The organism is Bradyrhizobium sp. AZCC 1577, assembly GCF_036924575.1.
Classification (GTDB): domain Bacteria; phylum Pseudomonadota; class Alphaproteobacteria; order Rhizobiales; family Xanthobacteraceae; genus Bradyrhizobium.
Genome location: NZ_JAZHRQ010000001.1, coordinates 6255424 through 6269838 on the forward strand (window position 1 = coordinate 6255424; position 14415 = coordinate 6269838).

At 57.9% G+C, this 14415-nt stretch carries 7 protein-coding genes; 2 read left to right on the forward strand and 5 right to left on the reverse strand.

The window, feature by feature from the left end; genetic code table 11:
* Nucleotides 1–198 precede the first annotated feature (198 nt).
* Nucleotides 199–891, reverse strand: a complete 693-nt coding sequence (locus V1278_RS29590; RefSeq protein WP_334383138.1) for an FkbM family methyltransferase — start codon at nucleotides 889–891, stop codon at nucleotides 199–201.
* 1418 nt (nucleotides 892–2309) lie between these two features.
* Here V1278_RS29590 and V1278_RS29595 point away from each other — a divergent pair.
* The gene (locus tag V1278_RS29595) at nucleotides 2310–8594 is read left to right on the forward strand and encodes a DUF4082 domain-containing protein (RefSeq protein ID WP_334383139.1); all 6285 of its coding nucleotides are present in this window, start codon (nucleotides 2310–2312) and stop codon (nucleotides 8592–8594) included.
* A gap of 134 nt (nucleotides 8595–8728) precedes the next feature.
* Here V1278_RS29595 and V1278_RS29600 read toward each other — a convergent pair whose 3' ends face one another.
* Both V1278_RS29600 and V1278_RS29605 read right to left on the reverse strand, forming a co-directional pair.
* On the reverse strand, nucleotides 8729–9316 hold the full coding sequence (locus V1278_RS29600) for an acyltransferase (RefSeq protein WP_334383140.1): 588 nt from the start codon (nucleotides 9314–9316) through the stop codon (nucleotides 8729–8731).
* Between the two features lie 284 nt (nucleotides 9317–9600).
* A complete protein-coding gene (locus V1278_RS29605; protein ID WP_334383141.1) occupies nucleotides 9601–9852 on the reverse strand; it encodes a hypothetical protein in 252 nt (83 codons plus the stop codon).
* Nucleotides 9853–9971: 119 nt separating this feature from the next.
* Here V1278_RS29605 and V1278_RS29610 point away from each other — a divergent pair, with 119 nt between their 5' ends.
* The gene (locus V1278_RS29610; protein WP_334383142.1) at nucleotides 9972–11162 is read left to right on the forward strand and encodes a metallophosphoesterase family protein; all 1191 of its coding nucleotides are present in this window, start codon (nucleotides 9972–9974) and stop codon (nucleotides 11160–11162) included.
* Here the strand turns inward: V1278_RS29610 and V1278_RS29615 are convergent.
* Complete coding sequence (locus V1278_RS29615; RefSeq protein ID WP_334383143.1) at nucleotides 11116–12429, reverse strand: HlyD family type I secretion periplasmic adaptor subunit; 1314 nt, start codon at nucleotides 12427–12429, stop codon at nucleotides 11116–11118. The two genes, V1278_RS29610 and V1278_RS29615, sit on opposite strands and share 47 nt — an antisense overlap.
* The gene (locus V1278_RS29620) at nucleotides 12414–14129 is read right to left on the reverse strand and encodes a type I secretion system permease/ATPase (RefSeq protein WP_334384288.1); all 1716 of its coding nucleotides are present in this window, start codon (nucleotides 14127–14129) and stop codon (nucleotides 12414–12416) included. Before V1278_RS29620 ends, V1278_RS29615 begins: the two co-directional genes overlap by 16 nt.
* Nucleotides 14130–14415 lie beyond the last annotated feature (286 nt).

Here is a 14415-nt window from a genome sequence, read left to right on the forward strand (position 1 = left end):
CTCTTAGAGGCGCATCAGATTCAAGGCTCCTTTGGGGCGGAGGTTTGGGTGGGGTGGATCTCTTGGTTTTGAGCCGCGCCGCGTATGGCCGCTCCAGCTGTTGCCGGTGAAATGGTGGCCGACGAAGCGGCTGTCACGATTGGTTAAGCGCCAGCCATCAGGCGTAATAAGAGCAGACTCTCTTAATAAGGGAGGACATCAGGAGGTACGGTCGGGCACAAGCAATGTGTTGTGATGAATACGGCGGTCAACCCGATAGCCAAGGGGGCTGAGGTTTTTGGCGAACCAATCTTCTGATGGAACATCCTCTAAAATTAAGAAGGGGCGGTTGCGGCGAATAGTTGTTAGTGCTCCAGTTAGGACTTGTTGCTCAAAACCTTCGACGTCGAGATGTAAAATGCTGACTTTCCGGTCGGCCGGAATTGTTTCGTCGATCGTTACCATCTCGACGGTCACAGCTTCGACTGGCCTTGGACTAGGATGATGCAGTTGAATATGGCTTAATTCTCCAAGAGATTTGCCGGCCTCATCATGCGTGACCAGCTTAGCAACACCCCTTGTGTCACCCAAACCTGCATTCATTAGGCTTACGTTTTGCAGGTCGTTAATCAAAGTCGTAATCAAAGCACAACGATAGTTCTCAGGGTCCGGCTCAAAAGCCCAAACCTTGCGTAAGGGCGCACACGCCCGAGACAAGGCCGGCAAGAAATCTCCGAAAAACGCACCCGCGTGGACAACATCTCCATCTTTGGCATTCTGAACGATGAAATCAATGGTGTGCGACTCATATACATTTCCTCGGAGGATTACTTGGGCTGCATATCGATGCCGAGACGAAAGCGGCACGCAATAGCCTCCCAACGCATTGTAGGCAATATCGCACTGTAGCACCGGCCATTCCTTATATCGCCAATTTTGAAAACGCGGTGTCGACCTAGGCGCGAGCCTTAGGCGCAGGCGCCCTAACGTCGGATGTAAGGAAGCGGGAATAATCGCTTTCGTTAGACTAACAAGATTATGACTCATAGCCCTAACTTCTTTCTCTAAACGAGACGGGGCACCCAAAGCAAAAAACAAACTTAGGCCTAGCCGAACATATGCGTCAATAGACCTAAACACCGAACACTGCGCCAGCCGCATCCCAGTCACAAGACTGATGTTGCAGCAGGGTGATTGATCGCGACCGGCAATACAAACCTGGAGCAACCAGCAGGGCCAGGCGACCTCCTGCCACTCGAAAGCTAAGGACGCGGATTACAGCTTTGAACCGACCGGCTTGTGAGTTCTCGCTGGCTCTCTAGATGTTACAGAAGAGTTTTTTCTTCTCGGCTCATTCAACACCCTTGCCTCCCCGCGTACGTACACGGTGCAAGGCGTGCGATAGCCGAACGAGCGGATTTGCGGCCAACGCTGGTTCAGCTTGGCGGTTGACTCATGGTAGCGAGAGCATGGCTGCGCTCTTTGAACGGGCCGTAGGATCCCGCGCGCTAGGTTACATCCCGCACTAGGTTACAATGCGGCTCGGGGGCTCGTACGACGCGGCCCTGCTCAACCATCCCTTTGTCGGTCACTGCTTTGTGGCAGAAGGAAAGTATCACCGCAACGTGACCTATGCAAAAGCATCCCGGAGTGTTGTCGGACCTCCGCGACGGCGGGCTCATTGGGAGCGAATTCCATCAATGTAAATCTCTGGCTGATTATTCTAATTCGAAAGAACCAGATTGGTTGCCAAAAACAAACCTCCCGTCCCCAATCAACCCATTGGAAAGTCAATACTCTTCACCGATTGAGGCAATCTGACTCGATATCTATTTATTATCACCAAAACTTGTTGCTCGACACAGAAAGAGAATTGATATTAAATATATTTGTTGCATTTTACCGTTTAATTTGGTTGAAAATTAAACATTTGCCGGTGGGGCCATGGTCTTAGCAGCCGTTGCAGATAACGATGCGATCGTGGCCGAGCGGCAGATCGAACGCTGTGTCTTGTCGTATCAGCACGCGTGCTCGTTCAGCGTCACTGCTCACCGTAGCTTGGCTGTCCAGCGGTCCGCGAGCGTCGTGTTCATTGAAGCCGTCGCTTCGGCATCCCCTCAGTCATCACGGCTGCAGCCTCTCATACGTATTCCCCTTTCTCGCGCGAGGATATCATGAGGTCCTTTTACGAAGTTTCCGGTTTGGGCCGTATTGCTCTCGGACTGCAGGCTTGGCCACGCACTGTCCTGCGAGGAAATGCCCGCGCACCCGATTTGGACACTGATAGCGAGTCGCTTCTCGCCGCGCGGAAATGGTGGGAAGGTCCGGGCATGATCGGCTTAGGTGCCGCCGCGTCGACATTCACCGAAATCGCCGAGGCTCGCTTCGCAGGGTTGACAGCGGAAGTTCGAGCGCCAGCCCCTGCGGCAGCCGAGCCAGCAATGTCAGATCCCGTTGTGCTCCTAGGCAGGGTCCCTTCCGCGCCGTTGGCCCCAACTATCATTGGCTCATCTGCGCCCCCTCCGGCGGCTGCCGCCATTTGTGGTTGCGGCTACTTCCTTGCTCCAACACAGGTACTCGACCAGATAGCGGCCAACGCGGCGCATGTGCGTTTGAGCGGCCAAGTGAATGACAGCCGAGCATCAGGCGGAGCAGATTTCCTGTTAACCGGCCAGGCCGGGATCATGGGGGCCTCAGTCAGCGCGGAGATGTCTCTACAGAATGTTGCTCCAATCAAAGATTGGGCGTTGGTAGGAGGCCAGACCGATCCGGGGCCTGGGACCGGCCAAGGCGGTGTTCTGTCAGGTTCGGTTACGACTGCAACGGCTTCGAGTGCGACCACAACGGCATCGCCCAATCCCCTCGCGGCCGCCGCGGCAGCGTCCACAAACCCGATCGTTCTTGAGAATCAGAAGCAGGGAACCCCGCAAAGCGTGTGGGATATCGACGGCGCTGGCAGTTCGAATATCGAAGGTTTTGCTACCGACATCAGCGTCGATAATGGCAACAGAATTGACTTCAAGATCAATACGAACTCATCAAACTACCGGATCGAAATCTATCGCCTCGGATACTACGGCGGCATGGGTGCTCGATTGGTCACCACGATCCAGCACACGGGCGTACAAAATCAGCCTGCACCGCTGCGCGACGCGACCACCGGCCTAGTCGATGCCGGCAATTGGTCTGTTTCCGCATCCTGGGACATTCCGGCGGATGCAGTGTCCGGCGTCTACATTGCGAAGCTCGTGCGCCAGGATGGAACCTTCGGCGAAAATCATATCCCATTCATCGTGAGGGATGACAGCAGCACCAGCGACATCATCTTCCAAACGTCGGACACGACGTGGCAGGCCTATAATGGCTGGGGCGGAGCAAATTTCTATGGCGGCAACGGTCCGGCAACGGGTCAAGGCGGAGGACGCGCGTACGCGGTGAGTTACAACCGTCCGATCGCCACCCGCGGCGGGGTCGGTACGGCCGCCGGTCCACAAGACTATTTGTTCGGGGCCGAGTACTCGGCGATCTACTGGCTGGAGCAGAACGGTTACGATGTCTCCTACATGGCGGGCGTCGATACTGACCGTTACGGCAGCTTGCTCCTTAACCACAAAATGTATCTCGACGTTGGCCACGACGAATACTGGTCGGGGCAGCAACGCGACAACGTCCAGGCGGCACGCGATGCCGGCGTGAATTTGTCGTTCTGGAGCGGCAACGAGATGTATTGGCGCACGCGCTGGGGCAACAGCATCAGTAGCGACGGCACAGCCTACCGCACATTGATCTCCTATAAGGAGACCTGGGCAAATTCATCCATCGATCCGAGCGATCAGTGGACAGGAACGTTTCGTGATCCGCGCTTCAGCCCACCGGCGGTCGGCGGAGGAGTTCCTGAAAACGCCTTAATAGGACAGATGTTCCAGGTCGATGATATCGGCCAAACCGACCTCCAGGCAATCACAGTTCCCTACGATGACGCCAATCTCCGCTTCTGGCGCAACACCAGCATTGCCAATCTACAGGCCGGACAGACGGCGACGCTGACAAAGAACTATCTCGGCTATGAGTGGGATGAAGCACCCGACAACGGATTCGATCCCGCAGGCCTGGTTCGGCTGTCCTCGACGACGCTTCCAGTCAATACCTATCTACTCGATTACGGCAACACAGTCGGAAGTGGCGTCTCAACGCATAGCCTGAGCCTCTATCGCGCGCCGAGTGGTGCATTGGTCTTTGGGGCCGGGACGGTTTACTGGTCATGGGGCCTGAGCGACAACCACGATCTGGCGCCGACCCCCACTGACCCGCGCGTGCAACAAGCGATGGTCAACCTTCTGGCTGACATGGGCATCCAGCCGGGGACGCTTCAGTCGGGACTGGTTGCCACAACCGCCTCAACCGATACTACCGCTCCAACCTCCAGCATCAATGCGATAGCTAGCTTCAGCGCGCAGAGTACGATCACAATTTCTGGCACGGCATCGGACCTTGGCGGAGGTGTGATCGGCGCCGTGGAAGTGTCAACAGATGGTGGATTGACTTGGTATAATGCAATCGGTGACGAAAACTGGACCTATAGCTGGTCGCCGCAGGTTGCGGGCACCTACACCGTCAAGAGCCGGGCGGTAGACGATTCCATCAATCTCGAAACGCCGTCAGCAGGCCGCACGGTGGTCGTCACTGATCCGCCTTACATTACGCTCTTCCCGGGCTCGGCAAGCCCCGATATCGTCAACGTCACGGATGCAAGCGCGGTCACGCTAGGTGTCAAGTTTCAAAGCTCGGTGGCAGGCACGGTAACCGGCATCCGCTACTACAAGAGCAGCCAGGATACGGGGACCCACACCGGCCAGCTCTGGTCAAGCACCGGTACGTTACTGGCAAGCGCTACCTTTGCAAACGAAACCACTAGCGGTTGGCAGACTGTGACCTTTACCACGCCGATCGCGTTGACCGCGGGCGCGACCTATGTTGCGTCCTATCACACGAACGTGGGCCATTACTCCGTCAGCCCTGACTACTTCACGAGCAATGTGACGAGCGGTCCACTAACGGCTCTCGCCAACGGAAATGGCGTCTATACGTACAGTAGCAACGTCGCGTTTCCGGCAAGCACGTTTTCGGGAGAGAATTACTGGGTTGACGTCATGTTCAATCCGTCAACCGCCAACAGCCAGCCGGTGGCCACGAACGACACCGGACCGATTTTGACTCAGAATCTGGCCTCGACAATCACGGCGGCGTCCTTGATCGCCAATGATAGCGATCCAGATGGCGATGCATTAAGCGTCATCGGAGTGAGCGCGCCGACGAATGGCACCGTTGTCCTCAACACCCAATCCAATCCGCAGAACAACACCATCACGTTCACGCCCAATGCCGGTTATACCGGTCCGGCGAGCTTCAGCTACACGATCTCGGATGGACGCGGCGGGACCGCTACAGCCAGCGTCAGCTTGACGGTAGTTCCCCCCGGAGCAGCACCCGTCACCCTCTTCAGCGAGTCAGCTACACCGGCGCTGACTAGCTTCAATGACGGATTGCCGCTCGAAGTCGGGATGAAGTTCACGTCCTCGGTGGCCGGCCAGATCACTGCTCTCAAATTCTATCGCAGCGCCAGCGACACTGGCATCGACGTCGTCGATCTCTGGACTTCGACGGGCACCCGTCTCGCCACCGCGACTTTCACCAATACGACAGCCAGCGGCTGGCAGACCGTTCTGCTGCCGTCAGCGGTTTCCATCGCCGCCAATACCACCTACGTTGCCTCCTACCACACGACCGGCGCCTATGTGGCGACCAACAATTACTTCACAACGGCCGTCACGAACGGCCCCTTGACTGCCCCCTCCACCACGACGATCGCCGGCGGCAACGGGGTGTATTCATATGGCGGCACCAGCACGACCGGCATCTTCCCGACCAATACCTATGGCGCCGCAAATTATTGGGTCGATGTCGTGTTTTCGCCGAGCGGCGCCAGCAACATCGCGCCGACGGCGGTGGCCGATACTGGCGACGCCACCGAAAAAGGCGGTACCAACAACGCCACCGGCGGCTCGGTCGCCACCGGCAATGTGCTGACCAACGACACCGATCCGGATGCCGGCGACACCAAGGCTGTGTCAGCCGTGAGCTTCGGCGCGACTGCGGGTACGCTCGGCACGGCACTCGCCGGTGCGTATGGCAGTCTCGTGCTCAATGCTTCGGGCGTGTACACCTACACCGTCAATGAGACCGCCTCCGCCGTGCAGGCGTTGCGGCTATCGACCAACACGCTGACGGAGGTCTTCAACTACACCATGCGCGATGCCGCCGGCGCTACGTCATCGGCGACGCTTACGGTTACCATTCATGGCGCAAACGACGCCCCGGTGCTTGCGGTCCAGACCAGCGATCAATCCGCGAGCGTCGGCTCGGCCTTCTCCCTGACGCTCCCCGCCGGCACGTTCACCGACGTCGATAGCGGCGACACGTTGACCTACGCCGCGACTGCCCTCGACGGGGCAGCGCTCCCCGCATGGCTGACGTTTAACGGAGCGACACGGTCGTTCAGTGGAACACCCACCTCGACTGGCACGGTCGGTGTGCGGGTTTCAGTTACCGATGCTGGCGGCCTCACCACCAGTGAGACCTTCAATATTGTTGTGATGTCGACGCCGAATACGCCACCGACGGCGGTAGCCGATACCGGCGACGCCACCGAAAGAGGCGGTACCAACAACGCCACCGGCGGCTCGGTCGCCACCGGCAATGTGCTGACCAACGACACCGATCAGAATGCGGGCGACACCAAGGCTGTGTCAGCCGTGAGCTTCGGCGCGACTGCGGGTACGCTCGGCACGGCACTCGCCGGTGCGTATGGCAGTCTCGTGCTCAATGCTTCGGGCGTGTACACCTACACCGTCAATGAGACCGCCTCCGCCGTGCAGGCGTTGCGGCTATCGACCAACACGCTGACGGAGGTCTTCAACTACACCATGCGCGATGCCGCCGGTGCCACTTCGTCGACGACACTTACGGTTACTATTCATGGCGCAAATGATGCGCCGGTGCTTGCGGTCCAGACCGGTGATCAGAACACGACCGTCGGCTCGACCTTCTCCCTGACGCTCCCCGCCGGCACGTTCACCGACGTCGATAGCGGCGACACGTTGACCTATGCTGCGACTGCCCTCGACGGGTCAGCCCTTCCCGCATGGCTGAACTTTGACGGAGCGACGCGGACTTTCAGCGGAACACCCACTTCGACCGGCACGGTTGGTGTGAGGGTTTCGGTCACCGATGCTGGCGGCCTCACTGCCAGTGAGACCTTCAATATCGCAGTGACGCCGTTCAGCGTGAGCCTGTTCTCAAGCTCGGATACGCCAGCAATACTGTCTAATTCCGATAGCTCGCAGGTAAATCTCGGGGTGCGGTTCACATCATCCTCGGCCGGCACGATCACCGGAATCAAATACTACAAGGGAACCAACGACACCGGGACCCACACCGGGTCGCTGTGGAGCAGCACGGGCACTCTGCTCGCGACCGCGACATTCACCAATGAAACGGCGAGTGGCTGGCAGACCGTGACATTCAGCAACCCGGTAGCAATCGATGCCGGGACCACCTACGTGGCTAGCTACCACAGCAACGGCCGTTACGCATCCACCAGCAACTACTTCACCACTTCGCGCATCAGTGGTTCGCTCACGGCACCCTCCACCAACAATGGCGTCTACACCTATGGCACTGGCAATCTGTTCCCGACCAGTACCTTCGGTGCAACAAACTACTGGGTGGACGTGATCTTCAACCCCGCAGGCGGCGGAGTTAACCAGGCACCCGTAGCGGCGAATGATTCCGGCTTCAGCGTTACTCAGAACACCCCGATTTCGATCGCAGCGTCGGCGCTGCTCGCCAACGACACCGATCCGGACGGCGATAACCTGACGATCACGGGCGTAAGCAATGCCGTCAACGGCACCGCAAGCTTCAATGCCCAAAACAACACGGTAGTGTTCACGCCCAACTCTGGCTATACGGGACCGGCGTCGTTCACATATGCCATCTCTGACGGCCGCGGCGGGACGGCCAACGCAACGGCCTCTTTGACCGTCAACGCAGCGTCTGCGAGCATCGTAAGCCTGTTCAGCTCCAATCCGACACCGAGCTTGGTATCAGTCAATGACCCGAACTCAGTCGAGCTCGGGCTCAAATTCCAGGCGTCCAGTACCGGAGACGTCACAGGGCTGCGCTTCTACAAGGGCGCGTCGAACACCGGCACCCATGTCGCGCATCTCTGGACCAGCACCGGTACCCTGCTTGCAACCGCCACCTTTACCAACGAGACGGCGAGCGGCTGGCAGCAGGTGGACTTCGCCACACCGGTGACGATCACGGCCGGGACAACGTATGTTGCGTCCTATCACACGTCAGGAAACTACGCCGCCGATCCCGGCCTGTTTAACTCGGCAGTTACCAACGGACCGCTGACTGCACCATCGTCCGCCACGAGTGGAGGAAACGGCGTGTACGCTTATGGATCAGGCGCCCTTTTCCCAACGAATAGCTACAACTCCACGAGTTATGGCGTCGACGTTCTGTTCCGTCCGCAACTTGTGGCCTGACAAGGAGATTTTGCTTCCTTCACCGGAGCTTCGGCGACTTGGACTAAGCCCTCGTTCGCCCGGCTCCGATGGACGCCTCGATGCGGGACGGCACGTCAGATCGACGGATTGCTGCCAAACGTTGAGGATTTAGTTTACTCGTCGGGCCGTGCGGATTTCGGCCGAGACGCTTCAATGCCGTAAAGTCGTGCAGGAGACCCGAACGCCTTAGCTCCTGGTGGGATATCCCGATTAACCAGCGAGTTTGCGCCGATCACCGCTCTGTCACCTACCGTGACCCCCATCTGAATGACGGCATTTGGACCGATGTAGACGCCGTGACCGATTCTTGTCGGCGCGTAGTCGACCGGCTCCGCTCCAAGCGAGGTAGAGCGATTCACGGTGTTGTGCGTGTAGATCTGAACACCGGCGGAAATGGAGCACCAATCGCCGATCTCGAGACTCCCACCCGATCCATCCAGAATGCAGCCCGGGCCGATCCAAGTATTTCGTCCAACGGTGACCTCACTCAGAACGAGCACATTATCATACATTGTCGTGCCCTCTCCGAACCCACAAGCCGCAGCGTTGTCATGGCGTTCGGAAAGTAGGTCCGCGATCGACACTCTTCGATTGAACTGTCGCTTCTTGCGAGCTGCGAGAAGTTGAAAAAAGCGCCGGCAGAGCGCCAACCATTCGTCAGCCTGTTCTTCGGTTATTCGATGATCAAACCTTGAGTCCATTGGGCTTCCGCGCTCTCCGCGTGTTACTGGCTTGGGATTCGGCTGCAGGTCGGACAACGGAGCCGGGTTTGCATATGCGTCAATCTGCCCAACTATCATCGCGAATTCAAGGTAGGTCGAAGATGAATAGGGTCTCGACCTAACTGCCCGTTCTGACATCTCATGGGAATTGCGAAGTTGCCGGTGTCGCACCCGGCGTCATGGGTCGTGGTCACCTATGGAAGCAATCCCGCTTCCTGCACATCTAACGCGCGAGCAGTCTTCCACTCAGGAACGCTTTCTCGTCAATCCCGGACTTCCCAAGGAAATAACTCCACCGCTTCGACGTTAGGGGCCTGCGACAACTTCGCAGCCAAAAACGGCGCGAGCTTCTCGGCGATCCTCTGCCGCTCCAGATGTATTTCGCGACCGATCGCGTCGGAATACAAGCGCAGCATATGGATCGTGTTGCGCGGCACCTTGCATACTACTTGGCCGGAATCTGTTGTTGCAGGCACCAGAAGAGCTTGCCCATCCCAAGTGACCTGGTCGAACAACCAGCGAACCACGTTAAATACCTCAAATTTAATATAAGATATTATATTGCATCCAATTCCCCAGCAAGCTAAATTTAAAAATATTATATTGATATTTAAAATAAGAGTTAGTTTATTTTATGCTCGCAGGGCTCCTTGTCATTATTGGCATGGAAGTGGTTCTACTCGTTTCAATCGCAGCGATGACGTTTCATCACAGGCGAATGGATGTGCTTAGTGGACGCTACTTTGCAAACGATCAAAGCGATCACGTGACGCCTGATTTGGGTATCGAGCAGCTCGAATGCGAGCAAACGGCACGACAGAAGGACGTGCTGACCGCTCCGCTCGACGAGAGGTCAAAACCGCCTCTGCCCCGTAGCTCCGAACCGACACGTGTTCGGAGGTGGGAGTTGTGGCGCTCTTACATTCGCCGCCTTTCAGCCGCCCACGTCTCGGCGTCGGCGGATCGAGCTTGGGGTTCGCGACGCGCGCAATCCATGTCGAAGGCTAACCTCTCGACCCGCACGCTTGGCCAAGGCAGCCAAACGCATGCGGCACTCCCCGAAGGTATCCGAATATATGCAGTGGGCGACGTGCACGGCCGCTCCGATCTTCTGCAGAGGCTGTTGGCCGCAATCGATGCCGATTGCAAACAACGTCCGGTTCCCCGTCCAATTACCGTCTTCGTCGGTGACTATATCGACAGGGGACCCGACTCGCGAAGTGTGCTCGATCTGCTGCTACGATGGCAGCAGTCCCACGAAGCAATCTTCCTTCGCGGAAACCATGAAACATTCTTGCCGCGTTTCCTTACCGATCCACGAAGCCTGGACGAATGGCGACAGTACGGCGGTCTCGAAACCCTACTGTCTTACGGTCTTAAACCGAGCATCAATCCTGATCGAAACGAACAGACCATGCTGGCGACCGAGTTCGCGGAAACACTTCCGAGAGAGCATCTCGATTTTCTGCAAGCGCTCGAATTGACGTTTAGCTGTGGCGGCTTTCTCTTCGTCCATGCCGGTGTTCGCCCAGGCGTTCCAATCCACGAACAGACCGAGGATGATCTGCTCTGGATCCGTGACGATTTTCTCAACTGGGAACAGCCGTTCGAACGCTTCGTAGTGCACGGCCATACACCGGTGAACGAGCCCGATCTGCGGCTGAACCGGATGAATATCGACACGGGAGCCTACGCAACAGGACGGCTTACCTGCGTCGTCATCGAGAACACTGCCGTTACCCGGTTAGCCAGTGACGAGATTCAGTTGGACGGAACGTTCAGCGTTCCTTCAACGCGTGCTGCGCCTGATCCTGCAAGGGCTTGAGCAGATAGGACAGCGCGGTTCTCGACGGCGTCTTGATAAAGACCTCGACCGGCATGCCTGGCACCACCTTGGCCGATCCGAGCTTTGCCAGTTCCTCGGCCTTGAGCAGAACCCGAGCCGTGTAATAGCTCGCGCCGGTCCGCTGTTCCTGTGTGAGGTCTGCTGAGACCACGGCGACTTCCCCCTCTATCTCGGGGGTTGTCTTCTGATTGAAGGTCGCAAACCGAAGCGTTGCCGATTGACCAACATAGACCTGATCAATTTCTCGGGGAGCAATCTTGACCTCAACTGCGAGGGCGTCGGCATCCGGCACGATGAGCATGATCTGCTCGCCCGGGGCGATCACGCCTCCGACAGTATGGACCGCAAGCTGGTGAACTCGGCCGGACTGGGGTGCTCGAATGTCGATGCGATTGAGCTGGTCTACGGCAGCGATCTTGCGTTCAGCAAGTTCGGACAGCTTTGAGCGGGTTTCTATCAAATCCTTGCCAACCTCGGTTCGCAAATCCTGATCGATTTGAATGATCTGAAGTTCGACCTCGGCAATTTTGCCCTTTGCCTGCGCGATCATCCCGGCCAATTGACTACGCTCGCCCTCCAGACGAGCGCTGTCGCGCTCCAGCGCGTTGAGCCGAGCGATCGGCACGAGATTCTTCTGCCAGAGGCCGCGAACTCCTTCCAGTTCTCCAAGGATGAAATTAACTTCCTTCTGCTTGGCCTCGGCTTGTCCTGTATAGCCCTTGATTTCGTCCTGCAGCTGCGCTCGTCGCTCCTTGAGCTGCGACTTCTGCCCGTTCCGGGCCTGGCCGCGAAGGTCAAATAACGCCCGTTCGGCAGCGATGGCGCGCCCGGCTTCGGAACGGCTGTCTTTCATCCTTTCCAGCAGCGCCTTCGGAAATGCGATCTGGTCGACGCTGTCCCGTTCCGCTTCAAGGCGAGCCTGGCGGGCGAGCAGTTCGTCGAGGCTCTTGGTGACGATCGTCGCGCTAGCCAGCGTCTGAGTTTCATCAAGACGAATTAGTATGTCACCCGCACTAACCTTGTCTCCGTCCCGCACCCGCAGTTCGCCGACAATACCGCCGGTTCCGTGCTGAACTTTCTTCACGCTCGAATCGACGACGACGACGCCTTGTCCGATCACGGCGCCTGACAACTGCGAAGTCGCCGCCCAGCCGCCGATTCCAAACGTCACGAAAGTCGTCATGATGATCCCGACGACCATGTATCGCTGAATCGAGTGCAGCGCCGGGGTTACCGCACTGTCCATCTGCCGCCTCCCTGGCTATCCGCCACCACCTTGAGCGGGACGGGTGTCCGCAGCACGGTCCTGAGAACCTCCTCTTTCGGACCAAACGACTGCACTCTTCCATCGCCCACTACCAATACGTGATCGACGGCTTCAAGCGCTTTTGGACGATGGGCAACCACTACGACAATGCCCCCGCGGTTACGCACGTTGACGATTGCCTCGGTCAGCGCTGCCTCCCCCTCTGCATCGAGATTTGAGGTCGGCTCATCAAGCACCACCAGGAAGGGATTGCCGTAGAAGGCACGCGCAAGCCCGATCCGCTGTCGCTGGCCAGCGGACAAGGACATTCCGCCCTCACCAACCTGGGTACTATAGCCTTCCGGGAATGAAAGGATGAGATCATGCACGCCTGCAATTCGCGCCGCTTCCAGGACGGCGTCCGGGGTGGCTTTTAGATCGAATCGCGCAATATTAACGGCGATGCTGCCCTCGAACAGTTCGATATCCTGCGGCAGATAGCCGATATGTTTACCCAATGCTTCCGAGGACCATTGATCCAGCGCAGCGTTGTCGAGCTTGATCTTGCCACGAAGCCGTGGCCAGACACCAACAAGCGCACGGGCCAACGTCGACTTGCCGGCACCGCTCGGCCCGATGATTCCGACGGCCTCGCCCTTTCGCAGATGGAACGAAACATCATTAAGGATCAGCTTGTCTGAATCCGGCGCCGCGACATAAAGCTGCTCCACCACGAACGTTTCGGTCGGCGCCGGCAGCGCGAGCGGCTCCTTCTCCTTGGGCAGAAGTTCAAGCAGCTGATCCAGCCGTTGTCCGGACTGACGCGCGGCGACGAATCCTTTCCAGTTGGCGATCGCCGTCTCTACCGGGGCAAGTGCCCTCGCCGTCAGGATCGATCCAGCAATGATGATGCCGGCCGTAGATTCCTGATTGATGACAAGGACCGCGCCAACGGCAAGGACAAGCGACTGGAGAAATGAACGAAACACCTTGGACAGCCCACCGAGCCCGCTCGCCACATCGCTCGTTCTCTCATGTGCGGCAAGGTACTTGGTATTCGTGGCCTGCCAACGCTGCGCAGCCTGCCGCCTCATGCCCATGGCCTGCAGAACTTCGGCGTTTCGTCGCCCCTCCGCAGCAAGCGCACTACGTGAAACTGCCAACTGCGCAGATGCCTTTGCCGGGCCGCGCGTTCGCGTTTCAGTCAATACTGTTATGGAGACCAGCAACAGCCCACCGATCAGGGCGGTCACGCCGATCCAGAAATGAAAAAGGAAGCAGATGCCGAGATAAACGGGCATCCAGGGCAGGTCAAACAGCGCAGTTGGTCCGCCTCCTGAAAGAAAGCTTCGGACCTGATCAAGATCCCGAAGAGGCTGCATGCCGTCGCCGTCGCCCCGGGTCTTCAGCGGAAGACGAACCATCGAATCGAAGACTCGCGCCCCAAGCGTTTCGTCAAAGTAGCGGCCAATGCGCGCGCTTATTCGATTTCGGACCAGATCCAGGCCACCCTGAAAGACGTAGAGCACTGTGGCAAGGAACAAGAGCGCTACCAATGTCGGTATGCTCCGTCCGGGTAGCACCCGATCATAGACCTGGAGCATGAAGAATGAGCCCGTGAGCATCAAAAGATTGCTCAGGCCACTGAACATTGCCAGGCCCCAAAAAATCCGCCGGCAAGACCCCAAGAAGGCCTTCATCTCAGATCGCGGTTCATCGTAGTCCCGCGTCGAGCGCCACCGCGGGAATAGGCGCTGTCGAATGGTTTCGACCAAACGCTCTGCCGATCCAATCAACTCTGAAATGCGCAAGTGCGAGCGCGCACGTTTCGCCAGAATCCCCAAGGCGGCGACAAATACCGCCCAATTCGATACGTCTATCTCGTCTAACTTCTCAGACGGGAGGATTTCCGCCCGCCGTGCGACATCAGTCATGGTACTTGCCCCTTGAACCATGCCCTTATTGAGGTGATATCCCCAAGGCAGA

Bases quoted from the DNA above. Each gene is read 5' to 3' on its own strand.
- V1278_RS29595 (WP_334383139.1), top strand. From the start codon at position 2,310: ATGATCGGCTTAGGTGCCGCCGCGTCGACATTCACCGAAATCGCCGAG.
- V1278_RS29620 (WP_334384288.1), bottom strand. From the start codon at position 14,129: ATGAAGGCCTTCTTGGGGTCTTGCCGGCGGATTTTTTGGGGCCTGGCA.
- V1278_RS29600 (WP_334383140.1), bottom strand. From the start codon at position 9,316: ATGGACTCAAGGTTTGATCATCGAATAACCGAAGAACAGGCTGACGAA.
- V1278_RS29615 (WP_334383143.1), bottom strand. From the start codon at position 12,429: ATGGACAGTGCGGTAACCCCGGCGCTGCACTCGATTCAGCGATACATG.
- V1278_RS29610 (WP_334383142.1), top strand. From the start codon at position 9,972: ATGCTCGCAGGGCTCCTTGTCATTATTGGCATGGAAGTGGTTCTACTC.